This window comes from Nonomuraea africana, assembly GCF_014873535.1.
In the GTDB taxonomy this organism is placed as follows: domain Bacteria; phylum Actinomycetota; class Actinomycetes; order Streptosporangiales; family Streptosporangiaceae; genus Nonomuraea; species Nonomuraea africana.
In genome coordinates, this window is sequence record NZ_JADBEF010000001.1 from 645,475 (window position 1) to 663,213 (window position 17,739).

17 protein-coding genes, 2 tRNA genes and 1 riboswitch are annotated in these 17,739 nt (G+C 71.2%); of the genes, 7 read left to right on the forward strand and 12 right to left on the reverse strand.

Going from position 1 to position 17,739, the window contains the following annotated elements; genetic code table 11:
• Window positions 1-20: 20 nt before the first annotated feature.
• On the forward strand, window positions 21-2,543 hold the full coding sequence (lanKC, locus tag H4W81_RS02930) for a class III lanthionine synthetase LanKC (protein WP_192773353.1): 2,523 nt from the start codon (window positions 21-23) through the stop codon (window positions 2,541-2,543).
• 110 nt (window positions 2,544-2,653) lie between these two features.
• Here the strand turns inward: lanKC and H4W81_RS02935 are convergent, their stop codons facing one another.
• Window positions 2,654-3,262 (reverse strand): response regulator transcription factor, encoded by a 609-nt coding sequence (locus tag H4W81_RS02935; protein WP_318781489.1) that lies wholly within the window; start codon window positions 3,260-3,262, stop codon window positions 2,654-2,656.
• Window positions 3,263-3,405: 143 nt separating this feature from the next.
• Between H4W81_RS02935 and H4W81_RS02940 the strand changes: the two genes are divergently transcribed.
• Entirely contained in the window at window positions 3,406-4,713 is a 1,308-nt protein-coding gene (locus H4W81_RS02940; RefSeq protein WP_192773354.1) for a M50 family metallopeptidase, read from the forward strand.
• A gap of 3 nt (window positions 4,714-4,716) precedes the next feature.
• Here H4W81_RS02940 and H4W81_RS02945 read toward each other — a convergent pair whose 3' ends face one another.
• A complete protein-coding gene (locus H4W81_RS02945; protein WP_192773355.1) occupies window positions 4,717-5,223 on the reverse strand; it encodes a DinB family protein in 507 nt (168 codons plus the stop codon).
• A gap of 11 nt (window positions 5,224-5,234) precedes the next feature.
• Here H4W81_RS02945 and H4W81_RS02950 point away from each other — a divergent pair, with 11 nt between their 5' ends.
• Window positions 5,235-5,570, forward strand: coding sequence for an MmcQ/YjbR family DNA-binding protein (locus H4W81_RS02950; protein WP_192773356.1), 336 nt, complete (start codon window positions 5,235-5,237; stop codon window positions 5,568-5,570).
• A 60-nt stretch (window positions 5,571-5,630) separates the two neighbouring features.
• Here the strand turns inward: H4W81_RS02950 and H4W81_RS02955 are convergent, their stop codons facing one another.
• The 4 genes from H4W81_RS02955 to H4W81_RS02970 all read right to left on the reverse strand — a co-directional run bounded on the left by H4W81_RS02955 (window position 5,631) and on the right by H4W81_RS02970 (window position 9,944).
• A complete protein-coding gene (locus tag H4W81_RS02955) occupies window positions 5,631-6,845 on the reverse strand; it encodes a cytochrome P450 family protein (protein WP_192780574.1) in 1,215 nt (404 codons plus the stop codon).
• Between the two features lie 98 nt (window positions 6,846-6,943).
• Entirely contained in the window at window positions 6,944-7,897 is a 954-nt protein-coding gene (locus H4W81_RS02960) for a coiled-coil domain-containing protein (protein ID WP_192773357.1), read from the reverse strand.
• Between the two features lie 3 nt (window positions 7,898-7,900).
• A riboswitch (cyclic di-AMP (ydaO/yuaA leader) is annotated at window positions 7,901-8,039 on the reverse strand.
• A gap of 67 nt (window positions 8,040-8,106) precedes the next feature.
• Window positions 8,107-9,168 (reverse strand): galactose-1-phosphate uridylyltransferase, encoded by a 1,062-nt coding sequence (galT, locus tag H4W81_RS02965; protein ID WP_192773358.1) that lies wholly within the window; start codon window positions 9,166-9,168, stop codon window positions 8,107-8,109.
• Window positions 9,165-9,944 carry a DeoR/GlpR family DNA-binding transcription regulator gene (locus H4W81_RS02970; RefSeq protein WP_192773359.1) on the reverse strand — a complete coding sequence of 260 codons (780 nt, stop codon included), beginning with the start codon at window positions 9,942-9,944 and terminating at the stop codon, window positions 9,165-9,167. Before H4W81_RS02970 ends, galT begins: the two co-directional genes overlap by 4 nt.
• Before the next feature lie 136 nt (window positions 9,945-10,080).
• On the opposite strand from H4W81_RS02970, the gene H4W81_RS49860 reads away from it, so the two are divergent.
• Window positions 10,081-10,158, forward strand: a complete 78-nt coding sequence (locus H4W81_RS49860; RefSeq protein WP_376773285.1) for a 50S ribosomal protein bL37 — start codon at window positions 10,081-10,083, stop codon at window positions 10,156-10,158.
• A 165-nt stretch (window positions 10,159-10,323) separates the two neighbouring features.
• On the opposite strand, the gene H4W81_RS02975 is transcribed toward H4W81_RS49860, so the two are convergent.
• Both H4W81_RS02975 and H4W81_RS02980 read right to left on the reverse strand, forming a co-directional pair.
• A complete protein-coding gene (locus H4W81_RS02975) occupies window positions 10,324-11,622 on the reverse strand; it encodes a dihydrolipoyl dehydrogenase family protein (RefSeq protein ID WP_192773360.1) in 1,299 nt (432 codons plus the stop codon).
• Between the two features lie 38 nt (window positions 11,623-11,660).
• Entirely contained in the window at window positions 11,661-12,251 is a 591-nt protein-coding gene (locus tag H4W81_RS02980; RefSeq protein WP_225958431.1) for a TetR/AcrR family transcriptional regulator, read from the reverse strand.
• 64 nt (window positions 12,252-12,315) lie between these two features.
• Between H4W81_RS02980 and H4W81_RS02985 the strand changes: the two genes are divergently transcribed.
• On the forward strand, window positions 12,316-13,536 hold the full coding sequence (locus H4W81_RS02985) for an FAD-dependent oxidoreductase (RefSeq protein WP_192773362.1): 1,221 nt from the start codon (window positions 12,316-12,318) through the stop codon (window positions 13,534-13,536).
• 4 nt (window positions 13,537-13,540) lie between these two features.
• Here H4W81_RS02985 and H4W81_RS02990 read toward each other — a convergent pair whose 3' ends face one another.
• On the reverse strand, window positions 13,541-14,410 hold the full coding sequence (locus tag H4W81_RS02990) for an LLM class flavin-dependent oxidoreductase (RefSeq protein WP_192773363.1): 870 nt from the start codon (window positions 14,408-14,410) through the stop codon (window positions 13,541-13,543).
• A gap of 87 nt (window positions 14,411-14,497) precedes the next feature.
• Between H4W81_RS02990 and H4W81_RS02995 the strand changes: the two genes are divergently transcribed.
• Complete coding sequence (locus tag H4W81_RS02995) at window positions 14,498-16,282, forward strand: trypsin-like serine peptidase (protein ID WP_192773364.1); 1,785 nt, start codon at window positions 14,498-14,500, stop codon at window positions 16,280-16,282.
• On the opposite strand, the gene H4W81_RS03000 is transcribed toward H4W81_RS02995, so the two are convergent.
• The gene (locus H4W81_RS03000; protein WP_318781490.1) at window positions 16,236-16,874 is read right to left on the reverse strand and encodes a nucleoside/nucleotide kinase family protein; all 639 of its coding nucleotides are present in this window, start codon (window positions 16,872-16,874) and stop codon (window positions 16,236-16,238) included. The genes H4W81_RS02995 and H4W81_RS03000 overlap by 47 nt on opposite strands.
• A 98-nt stretch (window positions 16,875-16,972) precedes the next feature.
• Window positions 16,973-17,043: transfer RNA gene (locus tag H4W81_RS03005), tRNA-Gly, on the reverse strand.
• A gap of 89 nt (window positions 17,044-17,132) precedes the next feature.
• Between H4W81_RS03005 and H4W81_RS03010 the strand changes: the two genes are divergently transcribed.
• Window positions 17,133-17,206 (forward strand) — tRNA-Pro (locus tag H4W81_RS03010).
• A gap of 107 nt (window positions 17,207-17,313) precedes the next feature.
• Here the strand turns inward: H4W81_RS03010 and H4W81_RS03015 are convergent.
• Window positions 17,314-17,676: an ATP-binding protein gene (locus H4W81_RS03015; protein WP_264083246.1), complete on the reverse strand. Its 363-nt coding sequence runs from the start codon at window positions 17,674-17,676 to the stop codon at window positions 17,314-17,316.
• Between the last annotated feature and the right edge of the window lie 63 nt (window positions 17,677-17,739).

Consider the following 17,739-nt stretch of genomic DNA (forward strand, 5'->3'; position numbering starts at 1 on the left):
AGGCTTGAGATTCTCAGGACGTGGACAACCGGTATGAGCTCTACTGCCTCGTCGACCCCGTGTTCTACGACTCACCGGTGACCGACGGCGCCGCCGACCTCGTCCACACCGGCCGGCCCGCTCCTCACGGCTGGACCAGAACCGAGCAGGGCGAGCTGGTGGCGCTGCGCCCCGTCGAGGCCGGGCTTCCCGAGCAGGGCTGGAAGATCCACATCTCCGCCCGGCCCGACAACGCGGCCCTCGTGATGGACACGGTGTGGCTCTACTGCGTGCGAACCGGACTGGCCTTCTCGTTCCTGCGCGGCGAGCACGTCCTCCACCTGCGCAACGCCAAGCACGCGGGCGGCGCGGGCGGCGAGCTGGCCACCCTCTACCCCGCCGACGAGGCCCAGCTGGAGCGGGCACTCACCGAGCTCGGCGCGCTCCTCGACGGCGTGCGGGGCCCGTCCGTCCCGGGCGGCCTGCGCATCGGCGCAGGGCCGCTGCACGTGCGCTACGGCGCCTTCGCCGAACGCCACTGCACGGGGCCCGACGGCCGTCTCGAAACCGCCATCGCCGATCTCGACGGAACCCTGATGCCCGAGTGGCAGGGCCCCGGGTTCGTCGTCCCTTCCTGGGTGGGGCTGCCCGCCGTCCTCAGGCCCCACCTCGAGGCGGGGCGGGCCGACGTCCTGGACGGCCTGCCGTACACGGTCGAGGCGGTGCTGCACACCACCCGCGGAGGCGGCGTCCACCTGGCCCGAGACGCGCGCACGGGCCGGCGGGTGGTGCTCAAGGAGGCCAGGCCGCACGCGGGGCTCGACGCGAGCGGAGCCGACGCGGTGACCAGGCTGGAGCGCGAGCGCGCGGCGCTGACCCGGCTGGCGGGCCTCGACGCGGTGCCCGCGCTGCTGGGCGACCTCACCGCGGGCGACCACCGCGTCCTGGTGCTGGAGCACATCACGGGCACGCCGCTCGCCAGGCTCTCCCGCGACGGCCGCGCCGCCGCGCACACGGCGTGGGCGCTCGACCTGTGCGCCCGGGTGGAGGCGGCCGTGTCCGCCATCCACGCGCGCGGCCTCGTCTTCGGCGATCTCCACCCCGGCAACGTCATCGTCAGGCCCGACGGCGGCATCGCGCTCGTCGACTACGAGATGGCCGTGCCGTTCGACGAGGCGGGCGGCGCGGCCTTCGCCGTCCCCGAGGGCGTGACGGGGGCCGACGTCGATCACTACGCGCTGGCCTGCCTGCGCCTCGCGCTGTTCCTGCCGGTGACCGAGCTGCTGCGCATCGACAGGTTCAAGGCGGCCGAGCTGGCCGACCTCATCCGCGAGGAGTTCCCCGTCCCCGACGGCTTCCTCGACGAGGCGGTGCGCACCATCACCGGTGTCCGGCGGGCCAAGCGCGTCCCTGGCGCGCACATTCCCGCCTGGTACTCCGCCACGCTGCCCGACCCCGAGCGCTGGCAGCGGCTGCGCAGGTCGATGACGCTGGCGATCCTGTCGTCGGCCACCCCCGAGCGCGACGACAGGCTCTTCCCCGGCGACATCGCCCAGTTCGCCACCGGCGGGCTCAACCTCGCCCACGGCGCGGCGGGCGTGCTGCTGGCGCTCGAGCTGTCGGGCTCGGGCCGCTTCCCCGAGCACGAGCGCTGGCTGGCCGAGCGGGCGATGCGCCCGCCCGAAGGCGGCAGGCTCGGCTTCTACGACGGCCTCCACGGCATCGCCCACGCCTTGACCCGCCTCGGCAGGCAGGCCGAGGCCCTCGACCTGGTGCAGCTCGCGTCGGGCCGGCGATGGGAGTCACTCGGGCTCGACCTGTACGGAGGGCTGGCCGGCATCGGCCTCAACCTGGCGCACCTGGCCGACGTCACCGGCGAGTCGCAGCTGCTCCTGCGCGCCTACGACGTGGCCGATCTGGTCGCCAGCCGGCTGGCCGCCGAGGAGACAGCTCCCGTGGGCCCGCCCACCGGCCTGATGTACGGCTCGGCCGGCCCGGCCCTCTTCCTGCTGCGCATGCACGAGCGCACCCGCGAGTCCAGGCTGCTCGACCTGGCGGAGACCGCCCTGCGGCGCGACCTGCGCCGCAGGAGGGCCGCTGAGGACGCCTCTCCGCACCTCGACAGCGGCGGCGCGGGGCTGGCCTGGGTGCTGGGGGAGTACCTCAGGTGGCGGCTCGACGACGACCTCCTGCGCGCCTACGGCGTGCTCGACCGGGCGGCGCGCGCGCCGTTCTCCTTCCAGCCGGGCCTGTTCGCCGGGCGGGCGGGCCTGCTGGCCTACCTGGCCAGGCAGCGCGCCGACGATCCCGAGATCGAGACGCAGCTGCGCGGGCTCGGCTGCCACGCGGTGCGCTACCACGCCCATCTCGCCTTCCCCGGAGAGCGGCTGTTGCGCCTGTCCATGGACCTGGCCACGGGAACGGCGGGCGTGCTGCTCGCGGTCGCCACGGCGCTGCACGAGGAGCCCGTGACGCTGCCGTTCATGCCCTCGGCCGCCGCGACGGAACGGCCGCACCTGACACTGCTCGATTCGCAGGGGCTGGGGAGCGAGACTCCCTGCTGACCCCCATGAGCCCGGGTCCCGGAGGAGCGGCGCGGTTCCACCGGGGCTCGGCCGAGTCAGACCGCCTGCTCGCCACGCACGACCGGCGGGCAGGCGGCTGGACGGCGTCGCTACAGCCAGCCCGAGTCGCTGGCGATGCGCACCGCGTCGAGCCGGTTGCGAGCGCCGGTCTTGCACATGATCCGCGACAGGTGGTTGCGGACCGTGCCCACCGAGAGGAACAGCTCACCGGCGATCTCCGTGGAGCGGGCGCCGCCCGCGGCGACCCGCAGCACGTCGAGCTCGCGCGGGGTCAGCGGGTTGGCGGCCGACTCCAGCGCCGCCACCGCCAGCTCGGAGTCGACCGCCCTGCCTCCGGCGCCCATGGCGCGCAGGCCCTCGGCCAGCCGCTCCGGCGCCACGTCGAGGCTCATGAAGCCGACCGCGTGCGCCTCGAACGCCCTGCGCACCTGGCCGGGATTGGGTTGGGCCGACAGGATCAGCACCCTGCACCCCGGCACCTCCTCCCGCAGGCGGGCGGCGGCGCTCAGCCCGTCGAGGCCGGGCAGGTCGAGGTCGACGACGGCGGCGTCGGGATCGTGCTCCAGAGCCGCGGGGACGATGTCCTGGCCGTTGCCGACCTCGGCGACGACCTCGAGATCGGCCTCAGCGCCGAGCGAGGCGACCAGGCCCCGCCGTACCAGCGGCAGGTGCTCGGCGACCAGGATCCGAAGCAACACATCTCCTAGGGTGATCGGGCGACTGCGCACTGTCAACGCAGTCTCCTGATTCCGCAAAGGACACGCAAGCCGTTCAGCATCGGATTGTTCGACTACGCTGGCCTTGTCGGGACCCCTTCGCATCTGCCCTGGAGCGCGTCTAGATGATCTGGCTCTACATCGCGGGGATCGTCGTCTTCGTGCTCGGCCTGATGGCCTCCATCGGCCTGCACGAGCTCGGACACCTCGTTCCCGCGAAGCTGTTCGGCGTCAGGGTGACGCAGTACATGATCGGCTTCGGCGGCACGATGTGGTCGAAGAAGAGGGGCGAGACGGAGTACGGGATCAAGTGGATCCCGTTCGGCGGCTACATCCGGATGATCGGCATGCTGCCGCCCCGGCCCGGCGACGATCCGACCAAGCTGCGGCGCGCCTCCACCGGACCGTTCCAGGGGTTGATCGACACCGCGCGCGACGTGGCGCAGGAGGAGGTGCGGCCGGGCGACGAGGACCGCGTCTTCTACCGGAAGAAGTGGTGGCAGAAGGTCATCATCATGTCCGGCGGCCCGCTGATGAACCTCGTGCTGGCGTTCATCCTGTTCGCCGTCCTGCTGATGGGCTTCGGGCTCCCGACGCTCAAGCCGATCGTCTCGCCGATGACCGCCGCCTGCGTGATCCCGGCGAGCGAGGCCGGCCGTGAGTGCCGGCCCTCCGACCCGCTGACACCCGCGGCCAAGGCGGGGATCAAGGCGGGCGACGAGATCGTCGCGTTCGACGGGGTGACGATCACCTCGTGGGCGGACGTCACCAAGAAGATCCGCGGGCACGGCGCCGGCCCGGTCAAGCTCGGCATCGTCCGCAACGGCGTGCCCATGACGCTCGACGTCACGCTCATCCCCCAGGATCGTCCGGCCATCGACGATCCCAAGCGGATCGAGAAGAACGTCGGCTTCCTCGGCGTCGGTCCCACGAGCGTCTACGAGACGCAGAGCCTGGGCGCCGTGGCGGGTTACATGGCCGACCTCACGGGCCGCGTGGCGCAGTCGATGCTCAACCTGCCGCAGAAGATGGTCGGCGTCTTCAACGCCGCCTTCTCCGGACACGAACGCGACGTCGAGGGGCCTGTCGGCGTGGTGGGCGCGGGCCGGATCGGCGGGGAGATCCTCGCCTCCGAGGCGCTCTCCGACCGCGAGAAGATCATGTTCTTCCTGAACCTGCTGGCCGGGTTCAACCTGGCGGTCGGTGTGTTCAACCTGATCCCGCTGCTCCCGCTCGACGGCGGGCACATCGCGGGCGGCCTGTGGGAGGGGCTCAAGCGGGCCTACGCCCGCGTGATGCGCCGCCCCGAGCCCGGCTACGTCGACATCGCCAAGGTGCTCCCGCTGACCTACGCGCTGGCCATGGTCATGATCGTCATGGCCGGGCTGCTCGTCTACGCCGACCTGGTGAACCCGATCAGGCTCTCGGGCTGAGGCTCACTCGCCCGTCACCCCGTCGATCCGCTCGCGCAGCAGGTCGGCGTGGCCGTTGTGGCGGGCGTACTCCTCGACCATGTGCATCATGATCCACCGCAGCGACACCGGTCGGCCGTGGCGCAGCTCCTTGCCGATCGTGTCGAGGGGGAGATCCGCCGCCGCCGCGCGGGCGCGCTCGACCTCCGCCCGCCAGACGGCGAGCGCCTCCGCGCCCGTCATCGTGCCGGTGGCCTCGAACTGGTCCTCGGGCCGTTCCTGACTCTTGTGCAGCGGCGGCGCGTCCTGTCCCAGCAGGACCCTGCGGAACCAGGCGCGCTCCACGTCGGCCAGGTGGCGCACCAGTCCGAGCAGCGACAGCGTCGAGGGCGGCGCCGACCGCTCGCGCAGCTGCTCGTCGCTGAGCCCCGCGCACTTGAGCGCCAGCGTCTCGCGGTGCCAGTCGAGCCAGGCGTCGAGCATCTCGCGCTCGCTCGCGATGAAGGGCGGATCGATCCGGGGGTCTGTCATAGCGTGTGATTATGGACCCTCTGGAGGAGCTGCGCCGACTCTGCCTGGCGCAGCCCGACGTGACCGAGCGGCTCAGCCACGGCGAGCCGACCTGGTTCGTCAAGGGCAAGAAGACCTTCGTGATGTTCGCTGACCACCATCACGACGACCGGCTCGCCTTCTGGTGCGCGGCGCCGCCCGGCACGCAGGAGGAGCTGGTGGCGCAGGATCCCGCGTGCTTCTTCCGCCCGCCGTACGTGGGGCACAGGGGATGGCTCGGGGTCTATCTGGACGTGGAGGTCGACTGGGCGGAGGTCGGCGAGCTGGTCGCCGACGCCTATCGGACGGTCAGGTACGGCGCGCCCTGACGGCCGGCGAGCAGGCCGACGTGGCGAGCAGGCCGACGTGGCCGGCAGCCGGTTCCTCCGTCAGCGGAGCAGCACGGGAAGGCGCGCCAGCCGCCACGAGGCGGGCATGAGCTGCCGTTCGAGCTCGTCCGGCGCGACGGCGAGGCGCAGGCCGGGAAAGCGCGACAGCAGCCCCGCGAACGCGACCTCGGCCTCCTGACGGGCCAGTGCCGCGCCGAGGCAGTAATGCAGGCCGTGCCCGAAGCCGACGTGGACCTCGCGCCGACCGTCCTCCTCGCGGGTGAGGTCGAGCCGGTCGGGGTGGTCGAAGCGGCGCGGGTCGTAGTTGGCCGAGACCAGCACGGCCATCACGGGCTCGCCCCGCTTCACGACCATGCCGCCGAGCTCCACGTCCTCGGCCGGATAGCGGATCCTGGTGCCCTGCACGGGCCCGCACCAGCGCATGAGCTCGTGGACGGCGCGCGGCGTCAGCTCGGGTTCGGCCCGCAGCATGGCCAGCTGGTCGGGGTGGGTGAGCAGGGCTGCGACGCCGTTGCCGATCAGGTGCGCGGTGGTCTCGTGCCCGGCGAGGACGAGCGTGACCACCATCGTGATCAGCTCGGCGTCGGTGAAGCGGTCCTCGTCGTCGTCGTGCGCCCTGATGAGCCCGGTGAGCAGGTCGTCGGCGGGCACGGCGCGGCGGCGCGGGATCAGGTCGCGGATGTAGTCGATCATGCTGATCAGCGGCTCGGTCAGGGCGCCTGGCGCCATGGACACCATCCTGGATCCCCAGCCGCGCCACAGCGGGCGGTCGCCCTCGGGGATGCCGACGAGCTCGCAGATGACCGTGATCGGCAGCGGGTAGGCGTACTCCTCGACGAGGTCGACGACGCGGTCGCCGGGCAGCGAGTCGAGCAGCCTGTCGCTGATCTCCTCCACCCGTGGACGCATCTCCACGACGCGCCTGGCGGTGAAGGCCCGCGAGACCAGCCTGCGCAGCCTGAGATGGTCGTCGCCGTCGGAGTCGAGGATGCCGTCGGTGAGGTAGCCGACGTACTCGTCAGGGATCCCGCGGGCCTTGACGAGCTTCTCGCGCAGGTCGGGGACGTCGCCGCCGGGGATGGAGGCCGGGTTGTTGACGAAGCGGTGGTCGCCGAGCACGGTCTTGACGTCCTCGTACCGGGTGACCAGCCAGACCGGGGTGTCCTGGCCGGGGAAGGAGGCGCGCGCGATCGGCGCCTCCTCCCTGACTCTGGAGAAGCCCCTGAAGGGGTCGGCCAGCAGTGCGGGATCCATCAGGTTGACGGTGTCCATCGTCGCCTCTCGTGACCGGAATGAGAAATCTGGTCATCGAGTCAAACGTACGCCTGCCGACCCCTCCGGGCAAGGAAGGATCAGTGCATCGAGATGTGCACGTGGTCGTAGTGGTTGGCGGTGATGCTTCCCCTGTCGGACATCGAGCGCCAGCCGCCGCCGCTGTTGATCCGCTGCCGCCAGATGACGTACTTCACGCCGAGGCGGCTCTGGTTCTTCAGCGCCCAGGCCGCGATCTGGTCGCCGAGCGCCTGGTTGGCGCCCGTGGGGGAGCTGCCGCCCGAGCTCATCATGAAGTCGCAGGCGCGCCCCAGCGGGTGCTCGCCGTTGTTGTCGACCCGGTAGCACCCCACCTCGAACGGCAGGTTGAAGGCCTTCTTGATCTCGTCGCGCATGAGCCGGGTGCGCGGCGTGATGTTGTCGGACCCTGACGGCAGCTCGGGCGCCCAGCTGCCGTCGGCCTTACGGCCGGGACCGGTCGGGACGAGGTTCTGGAGCTTCTTCTCGATCTCGTCGATCATGCCCTCGGCCTCCTTCCGATCGTCGGCGACCTGGTCGGCCTGCTCGTCGATCTCGTCGGCCAGGGCCGTGGCCTCGGTGGCCGCCTGCTTCTGCACGTCGCGGGCGGCGGCGACGTTCTGCACGACGGCGTTCTGCTCGGCGCTCAGCTGTTCCATGAGCGCGGCGCTGGTCAGATCGGGGGTGTACATAAGGGTGGGCAGGTCCGGGGCATTGGCCTGGTAGCGCATCTCGGTGATCTGCGAGGCGACGTTCTCCGCCTTGGCGAGCGTCTGCTCGGCGGCGGCCAGGCGCTCCTTGGCCGCCGCGGCCGCCTTCTGCGCCTCGGCCAGCGCGACCCGCTTGGCGTTGTAGCTCTCGATGAGCTGGTCGACCTTGGTGTTGAGCTTCTTCAGCTCGGCCCGCAACTCCTTCTCCGACGGCTTGGGGTCAGCCGAGGAGACGGAGGCGGTGCCGAGAACGAGGGAAAGCGCGGCGATGGCGGCGCAGGCGAAACGAGACGTGGGGGACGCCACGAATGATCCTCTCCGTCTGCCGACCGGGTTAGCTGACGGGTTCGGGCGGGAGATGTGGCCCTACCACGGAACGTGGATTCACCCCAGGTGCATGGGTCCCCGGCTCCCGGGCGACTTGCCCGGGATTAGGCGTGCAACGGCTGTGAAAGCCGATGTCAGAGGGATATTAGTAGTAAAACGCCGGTAATGCGACTCCAAGCGGAGATCAATTAGTGATCTACCTGTGATCGAAGTAGCTGCGCGGCCTCCTCGGGCAGCACGTCGTTGACGAAAGCCCCCATCGCCGACTCCGAGCCCGCCAGGTACTTCAGCTTGCCCGGCGCCCTGCGGATGCTGAACAGCTCCATGTGAAGATAGGCGAGATCACGGCCCTGCCGTACGGGGGCCTGGTGCCAGGCGGCGACGTACGGCATGACCACCCCGAACAACCCGTCGAGCGCCCGCAGCACCCTGGTGTAGACCGGACCGAACGCGGCGCGCTCCTCCTGGGTGAGCGCGGCCAGGTCGGGCACCTGGCGGTGCGGGTAGAGGTGCACCTCGAACGGGTAACGCGCGGCGGCGGGCACGAACGCGGTCCAGTGCTCGTTGGCGGCGACCACGCGCTCGCCGACCCGCTCGGCGGCCAGCACCCCTGCGAAGAGGCCAGGTCGCTTGGCGGCGGCGGCCAGGTGCTGCCGGGTGCGGGGGGTGACGTAGGGGTAGGCGTAGATCTGGCCGTGCGGGTGGGCCAGCGTGATGCCGATCTCGGCGCCCCTGTTCTCGAAGCAGAAGACCTGCTCGACGCCCGGGATCTCGGACAGCTCCGCCGTACGGTCTGCCCACGCCTCCATGACCAGCTCGACCTGCTCGTCGGTGAGCCGGGAGAAGGAGGAGGTGTGGTCGGAGGCGAAGCAGACCACCTCGCAACGCCCCACGCCGGGACGGACCTCGCTGAGGCCGCCGGCCTCGGCGTAGCTGCCGAGATTCGTGGAGAAGCTGGGAAAGCGGTTCTCGAAGACCACCACGTCGTAGGACGAGGCGGGGATCTCCGTCAGCTTGCCCGGCGTGGAGGGGCACAGCGGGCACTCGTCGGCGGGCGGCAGGAAGGTGCGGGTCTGGCGGTGGCCCGCCATCGCCACCCACTCCTCGGTGAGCGGGTCGTAACGCAGCTCGGAGGCCACGGGCCTGGGCGGCAGCTCGCGCTCGTCGATCGCGCTCCGGTCGGCGTCGTCGCGCCGATCGAAGTAGATCAGCTCTCGGCCGTCGGCCATGTGCGCGATGGTGCGCTTCACTTCGTGTCCTCCGCGATGATCAGTTCTCCGGCCCGCTCGGCCAGCTCCCTGCGCGCGGCCTCCGGTAGGCCCGCGTCGCTGATGACGACGTCGGCCTCCGACAGCTCCGCGATCGTGCTGATGCCGACCGTGCCCCACTTGGTGTGGTCGGCGGGGACGACCAGGCGGTGCGCCGAGGCGACCAGTTCCCTGTCGGTCTCCGACTCCAGCAGGTTCGGTGTGGTGAATCCGGCGTGCACGCTCATGCCGTGGACGCCGAGGAAGAGGGTGTCGACGTGCAGCCTCCTGATGGCCGCCACGGCGACCGGCCCCACGAGCGCGTCGGAGGGCGTGCGGACGCCGCCGGTCAGCACCACGGTGCGGTCGGCGCGCGGGCTGCGGTGGAAGACGTCGGCGACCGGGATCGAGTTGGTGATGACGGTCAGCTCGGCCACGTCCACCAGCAGGTGGGCCAGCGCCCACGTGGTGGTGCCCGCCGACAGCGCCACGGCGGTGCCTGGACGCACCAGGGCGGCGGCCCTGCGGGCGATGGCGTCCTTCTCCGGCTGCTGGCGCACCGACTTGGCGGCGAAGCCGGGCTCCTCCGTCGAGCCGGGGCCGCTGATGGTCGCCCCGCCGTGGACCTTCTCCAGCAGCCCGCGCTCGGCGAGCGCCTCGAGGTCCCTGCGGATCGTCATGTCGGAGACGCCGAGTTCGCGCACGAGGTCGGCCACCCGGACCCCGCCGCTGCGACGGACGCGTTCCAGGATCGCCTGCTGCCGCTGTGGTGCGAGCACGGAGCCCTCCTTCAAACAGATTCCACCAAATTATGACACATAGATGTTGAAACATGGGGAGTGGAATCGGCCGAACCCCTTGTCCGGGAAGCCCGGTCCGCGAGAGGTTGGGGATCTACACGGGAGGAGGTAAGCCATGGCCAAGCGCGCTCGCAAGACCAAGGCCCGCAAGAAGAAGGCGGCCAACCACGGCAAGCGTCCCAACGCTCGCTGAGGTGTGACATCGGGTACGGCCCGTACCCGATGTTCATCCCACGCCCTCTCGGTGACCGGCGCGTTGACCCGCGATCATCTGGGGACCATGGCCATGGTGTGACGCATGATGTCGCGCGGACTCCGGATCCTCATCGGCCTCGCGGCCGCGATGATCGTCCGCTGGTCAGTGGTCAAGGTCGGCGAGAGCCGCTGACACCGCCCGGTGGAAGGTCGGGTAGGCGTAGATCATCTGGCTGAGCCGCCGCACCGGGACGCGCTCGTGCACGGCCAGCGTCAGCAGGCCCAGCACCTCGCCGCCCGAGGGGCCCGCGTTGGTGGCGCCCACCAGGACCCCGTCAGCGGCCACCAGCTTGACGAACCCGCGCGCCTGCGCGATCCAGCCCCGCGCGGAGGCGGCCAGGTCGGTGTGGGCGACGCGCACGTCGAGACCCTTCTGCCTGGCCTGCTCCTCGGTCAGCCCCACCGCGCCGACCTCGGGATCGGTGAACGTCACCCGCGGCACCGCGTGGTACTCCGCCTCGTAGGAGGGCTCGCCGAGGATCTGCCTGACGATGATGTCGGCGTGGTACATCGACATGTGCGTGAACGCGCCCTTGCCGACCGCGTCGCCCAGGGCCCACACCCGCTCGGCGGCGCGCATCCTGCCGTCCACGGGGATCGCCTTCGCGCTCTCGTCCAGCCCGATCGCCCCGACCCCGAGCGCCTTCAGGTCGACCCTGCGCCCGGTGGCCACCAGCAGCCTCTCCGCCGTGACCCCCGCGAGCGTGAAGCCGTCGTCCCCGTGGGTCACCTCGGCGATCTTCACCCCGGTGCGCACGTCGATGCCCTCGTCGACGAACGCCTTGGCGATCAACTCACCGGCCTCGGGCTCCTCGGCCGGGACCAGCCGGTCCAGGCCCTCCAGCACCGTCACCCTCGCGCCGAACCTGGAGAAGACCTGCGCCAGCTCGACGCCGATGGCGCCGCCGCCGAGCACGATCAGCGACTCGGGGACGGTCTCCGCCTCGATCGCCTGGTGGTTGGTCCAGTACGGCGTGCCCTCGAGCCCGTCGATGGGCGGTACGGCCGGCTGTGACCCCGAGGCGATCACGATCCCCCTGGCCGCCCTGATCACCTGGTCGCCCACGGTGACCTCGTCCGGCCCGGTGATGCGCCCATGACCTCTGACCAGGTGGCCGCCCTTCCCGGTGAACCGGTCGGCGGCGACCTTGTCGTTCCAGTCGTCAGTCGCCTCCTCGCGGATCCTGCGCGCGACCGGCGCCCAGTCGGGCGGCCGGCCGCCCAGGACGACCAGGTCGCCCGCGTGGATCATCATCTTGGAGGGGATGCAGCCCCAGTACGGACACTCGCCGCCGACCAGGTTCCCCTCGACGCCCGCGACCCGCAGGCCCGCCTCGGCCAGCCTGCCCGCGACGTCCTCTCCTCCTGGGCCCATGCCCAGCACGATCACATCGACATCCATCTACCCACGCTAACCGCCGGGCCCGGCGCGCTCCCCGCTCACCCCTCCGCGAGACGGCTCAGCAGCTGCTCGATCTGGGTGGCGTAGCGTTCGGCGAACTCCGCCGAGGCCGGCTCCTCGTCGAACACCGCCCTGACGATCTGCGGGAAGGCCACCCCCGCCGCGGCGATCGCGAACAGCGCCACCAGCATCGCCGCCGGATCGAGCGACGCGGGGAGCTCTCCCTTCCGCTGCCGCTCGCGCAGTCCCTCGATGTTGCGCCGCATGTCGTCGACGAACTCCGGCGTGGGCTCCCCGTCGCGCAGTCCCTCCCACACCAGCAGCTTGCCGAAGGCGGGATTGGCGGCGTTGGCGCGCACGTACCCGCCGACCAGCTCGGCCAGCGACAGGGAGGGGTCGGCGAACCCGCTCTCCGTGCTCTGCCACTGGCTCGTCAGCTCGCGGTAGAGGCCCTCCTTGCCGCCGAAGTAGTACGAGATCAGCTGCTTGTTGACCCCGGCCCGGTTCGCGATCGCGCTCACCCTGGCGCCGGCGAAGCCCTTGGCCGCGAACTCCTCCACTGCCGCGTCGACGATCCGCTGCTTGGTGCGCTCGGCGTCGCGCTGCTTGTCCTGAGGCTCTCTCCGCATGGGAGCGAATCTATCATCCATCCATATGGTTGACACTATCATCCAAATGGTTGATAGTCGGGACATGAGAACTCACATCGCGATCATCGGCGGCGGAATCGGCGGGCTCTGCCTGGCACACGGACTACGCAAGGCGGGCATGGAGGTCATGGTCTTCGAGCGCGACCGCACCCCGCAGGACCGCCTCCAGGGCTACCGGGTGCACATCGATCCCGACGGCGCGCGGGCCCTGCACGACTGCCTGCCCCCGCGGTCGTGGCAGACCTTCCTGGACACCACAGGGCAGGGCGGCCAGGACTTCGGCTTCCTCACCGAACAGCTCGGACGGCTGCTCGTGCTGGAGACTCCCCGGGCCGCCGACCCCGCCGACGACCACCACTCCGTCAGCCGCATCACACTCAGGGAGATCCTGCTGTCGGGGCTCGACGACGTGGTGCGCTTCAGCAAGACCTTCGAGCGCTACGAGCGCACCGGCACGGGCACCAGGCTGTTCTTCGAGGACGGCACGACCGCGCTGGCCGACATCGTCGTCGCGGCGGACGGCGGCAACTCACGGGTGCGGCGGCAGTACCTCCCGCATGCCGAGCGGGTCGACACCGGCATCACCACCGTCGCGGGCAAGTTCCCGCTCACCCCGCGAACCAGGACGCTCATCGACGCCAGGCTGGTCGAGGGCCCGAACAACATCCTGCCGCCCAGGGGCATGGGCCTGTTCACCGCCCCGCACGACCTGGGCGACACCGGTGAGACGAGCTCGCTCATGGACAACACCAGTAGCTACATCCTGTGGGCCTTCGGCGCCAGCCGGAGGCGCTTTCCCGCCGGCCTGGCGGAGATGTCCGGCGAGCGGCTCCAGCGCACCGTCGCCCGCCTGATCCACAGCTGGCACCCCGATCTGAAGAAGCTGGTCGAGCTCTCCCACCCCGACACGGTGTCGCTGCTGCCCATCCGCACCTCGATCCCGATCGAGCCGTGGGAGCCCACCACGATCACCCTGCTGGGCGACGCGATCCACAGCATGACGCCGATGCGCGGGATCGGCGCCAACACCGCCCTGCGCGACGCCCGCCTGCTGTGCCAGGCGCTGACCGCGGGCGGCGACGTCGTCGAGGCCATCGGGGGCTACGAGAGCCGGATGCGCGAGTACGGCTTCGCCGCCGTCCGCGACTCCCTCCAGGCCGCCGAGCAGTTCGTCGGCGAGAACGCGGTGGCCAGGCTCGGCTTCAAGACCTTCCTGCGCACCGCCCACCGGGTGCCCAGCCTCAGGGCGAAGGCGTTCGGGTGACCCGTCAGCCCTCGCGCTCCATGGCCACCTGCCTGCGGACCTCGGGGACGACCTCCTCGGCGAACAGGCGCAGCTGCCGCTCCTGGTCGCCCTCGGCCCAGAACACGAAGGAGTCCATGCCGAACCCGACCACCAGGTCGGTCAGCTCAGCCGCCCACTCGGCGGCGGGCTTGCCGGGGCCGATGCTCCCGTTGATGTTGTACAGCCGGCGGATGTCGGAGGGCTTGCGCCCCGCTTCCAGCGCGGCCTCGTCGATCCTTGCGTGCAGCTCGGGCAGCCGCTCGGGCGGCGCCCACGGCGAGGACGGCAGCCAGCCGTCGGCGGCGCGGCCGGCCAGCGCGAGCCCCTTCGGGCCGCCCACGCCGAGCCAGATCCCGATGCGGTGCGCGGGCTCGGGGCCGGTCTGCGCGCCCCGCAGGTGGTAGTGCCCGCCCTCGAACCTGCTGTTGCGCTCGCCGCTCCACACCTTCCTGATCACCGTGATCGCCTCGGCGAGCGCGTCCAGAGCCGCACCCCGCGTACGGCGCGGCCCGCCGTACGCCTCGATGGCCTCCCAGAAGCCGCCAGCGCCCAGCCCGAGCTCCACCCGCCCGCCACTGAGCAGGTCGAGGCTGGCGGCGGACTTGGCGAGCACGGACGGCTGGCGCAGGGGCAGGTTGGCCACGTCGGGAAAGACGGTGACGCGCTCGGTCACGGCCGTGATCACGCTGAGCAACGTCCAGGTGTCGAGGTGGCGGCGCTGGTAGGGATGGTCCTGGACGCCGATCAGGTCGAGCCCGAGCCGGTCGGCGAGCTTCGCGTACTCGATGACGGGGTCACCGGCGTTCGGCACGAGGAAGTAGCCGAACTGCGGCGAACGTCCATAGTCGGTCATGTCCGGCGTAACCGCGAGGCGGCCGTCCGGATTCCTGAGTATGGCCCTACTCATGCGACCGCGCGGGCAGCGGAGCACCGTGGGCGCATGACGCCTATCGCGCGCATCGTGGACGACGTGGACCAGCTCGCCGCCAGGGCCGAGCGCCTGGTGGCCAGGGGACAGGTGCCCGTCTCGACCATCGAGAGGCTCGTGAACGAGGGCGTCGCCCGCGGCGCGCCGCTCTACGAGCGCATCATCGGCGCCGCCGCCGACTTCCAGGCCGCCAACTTCCTGTGCAGGGGAGCGCGGGCGATCACCTCCGTCGCCCGCATCTCCATCAGCTCGCCGGGAAGGGAACTGCCGCAGGGCACCGGGTTCATGGTGTCGCCCAGGCTGCTGCTGACCAACAACCACGTGCTGCCCACGCCGTCGGCGGCGCTCGACGTGGTCGTGGAGTTCGGCGCTGAGGCGGGGATCGACAACCAGCCCCAGACGCCGACCAGATTCAGGCTCGACCCTTCGGCCTGCTTCCTCACCGACGAGCACCTGGACTACACGCTCGTACTGGTCAAGGCGGCCCCGGACGGGCGCGAGGCGGGCACGGTCTTCGGCTGGAACCCGCTCATCGCCCAGCAGGGCAAGATCGTCGCAGGCGAGCCCGTCAACGTCGTCGGCCACCCGTACGGCAGGCCGAAGGAGATCTCCATCAGGGACAACGAGCTGCGGGAGCAGACCGAACAGTGCCTGCGCTACACCACGGACACCGAGCCGGGCAGTTCGGGTTCGCCGGTGTTCAACGACCAGTGGGAGGTCGTCGCGCTGCACCACAAGGCCGTGGACGACCCGCCCGGCTCGCAGAACTGGGTCTCGAACGAGGGCGTGCGGGTGAGCGTCATCCTGGCCCACCTGGCCGCGCGCGAGCTGCCCGCGGCGACCAGGGCCCTGCTGGCAGAGCTGGGCCCGGGCGCGGGACTCGGCTCGGTCCCCGTGCTCGTGGCGACCGCCCCCACCCTGCCGCCTCCCGGCCTCACCGCCAGGCCCACCTCGTTCGGCGGCGCGCGGCACCTGCTGTTCCTGCACGGCAGGGGGCAGGAACGCCGCGATCCCCTGGAGTTGCGCAGGCAGTGGACCGCGGGGCTGAACAAGGGACTCACGCTCGCCGAGCTGCCCACCTTCGACCCCGCCGACGTGTGGCTTCCCTACTACGGCGACCGGCTCGTCGAGCCCGCGACCGAGGCGCCCGCCGCGCCGACCGCCCGGCTGCTGTACGAGCAGCTGATCGGGGAGGCGGCGATGATGGCGGGGATGCCGTCCGACGCCCGGCGCGAGGGCCTGCTGACCGGGCTGCACGGAGCGCTGTCCTGGCTGGCCTCCGCCACCAACCTCGACCGGCTGCTCATCTCCGCCGTCTTCCGCGACGTCGCCACCTACCTCGACGACCCGGCCGTACGGCAGGGCGTGCTGGACGCCGTCCTGCGCACGGTGCCGCGCTCCGGCCGGCTCGTGGTGGTCGCTCACAGCCTGGGCAGCGTGGTGGCGATGGACCTCATGGACTCGCTGCCCGCCGGCGTGGAGGTGCCCCTGCTCGTGACGGTGGGCAGCCCGCTCGGGCTCGACTCCGTCCACCGCAACCTGCTCTCGGGCGGGCCCTCCAGGCCGGGCAGGGTCGCCGACTGGCTCAACGTGTGGTGCCCCGCCGATCCCGTCTGCATCGGCTGCCCGCTGGACGACGACTGGAAGGGCCAGGTGGCGGAGCGCGCGGTGGAGAACCCGCTGCAGCGCGCGCACGACGTGGCGGAGTACCTCTCTCACCCCGCCGTCGCGCGCGCCATCTCCTCGGTGCTCACGCCTGCGTCAGCAGGGCTGGATGGCGCGGGTCGTCGGCCTTGACCACCACGTCGGCCGAGGTCATGGGGGCCACCTCGCGTTCGTAGCGTTCGTAGGCGGGCAGCCGCCAGCGGTGGTCCGGGTCGGCGCGCCGGCCCAGAGCCGCCCGCGACAGCCACAGGTGGACGGTCAGCTCCGCGGGCAGCCCCCGCCCGAGCAGCAGCGTGCCGTCGAGGAGCAGCACGCCCCCCGTCGGGAGGTTCTCGTACGGCGCGCGCGTCGCCCTGTCCTTCTCGCTGTCCCACAGCGCGGGCAGGATCCTGCCGGTGCCACCCGGCTCGAGCGGGCCGAGCACCTCGCGACGCAGCGCGCCCTCGTCCAGCCAGTCGTCGTAGAAGGCGTCGGGGTCGGTCCTGCCGTACTCGAGGCGCAGCGACGCGGGACGGAGGAAGTCGCCCGCGGAGACCCGCCGCACCGCCCTGCCGCGCGCCCGCAAGGGCGCCACCAGCGCGTCGGCCAGGAACGCGGGCCCGGCGGCGGGCGCGCCGTCGACCAGCACCCGCACCCACGTCTCACGCGGCCACGCGGCGACACGCTCGGTCAGCTCCTCGACGAGGAGCGCGGGCGAGATGGGCCTCGCCTTCGTCACGGCCACGTGTTTGATCATAGTCAGCCGGCGAGCCGGGAAAGAAATCCCGGAGAACGCGAAAGGCCAGGTCCGCCGTATGGCTGACCTGGCCTTTCGCGCTTCTGAGCGGACGACGGGAATCGAACCCGCGTAGCTAGTTTGGAAGACTAGGGCTCTACCATTGAGCTACGTCCGCGCGAGCCGGTCGAAGTCTGGTCTAGACTTCATCCGGTCGTCAGGGCGTAAGCGTACCGGAGTCACGGGGCGCATGCGTAACCGACGTCGCGGGGCGTGGCGCAGCTTGGTAGCGCGCCTGCTTTGGGAGCAGGAAGTCGCAGGTTCAAATCCTGTCGCCCCGACTTCAGTACCTGCGCGAAAGGCCACTCCACGAGATCGGGAGTGGCCTTCTGCGTGTCTGATCGGGTGTTCTGTTCGCCCTGCATCGGGGGCGGAGGACGGTATTGCGTCAGTCGCCGGTGTGGAACAGCGCCCAGACCGCTTTGCCGCCGCCGTCGAGGCAGTCCCAGCCCCAGCACTCGCTGTAGGTCTCGACGATGTACAGCCCGCGCCCGTTCTCCGAGACGAAGTCGGGCTCCTTGGGGGTGGGCACCTCGTCGCTCGGGTCGGCCACGGCCAGCAGCACATGGGGCGCGACCCGCATCAGCAGGAGCGTGATCTCGCGGTGCCCTCTGGCGTACCTGACCGCGTTGGTCACGAGCTCCGAGACCACCAGCGCCGCGTCGTCACTGAGCTCGGAAAGGCCCCAGTCGTGCAGAGTCGAGCGCGTGACGTCTCTGGCCGTGCGCACCGAATCGGCCTGAAAAGGCAGGGGAGTCGCGGTGGTGTCCGGTTCTTCTGCGCGGAGGAGGCGGTCGAAGCCCACCTCGCGAGT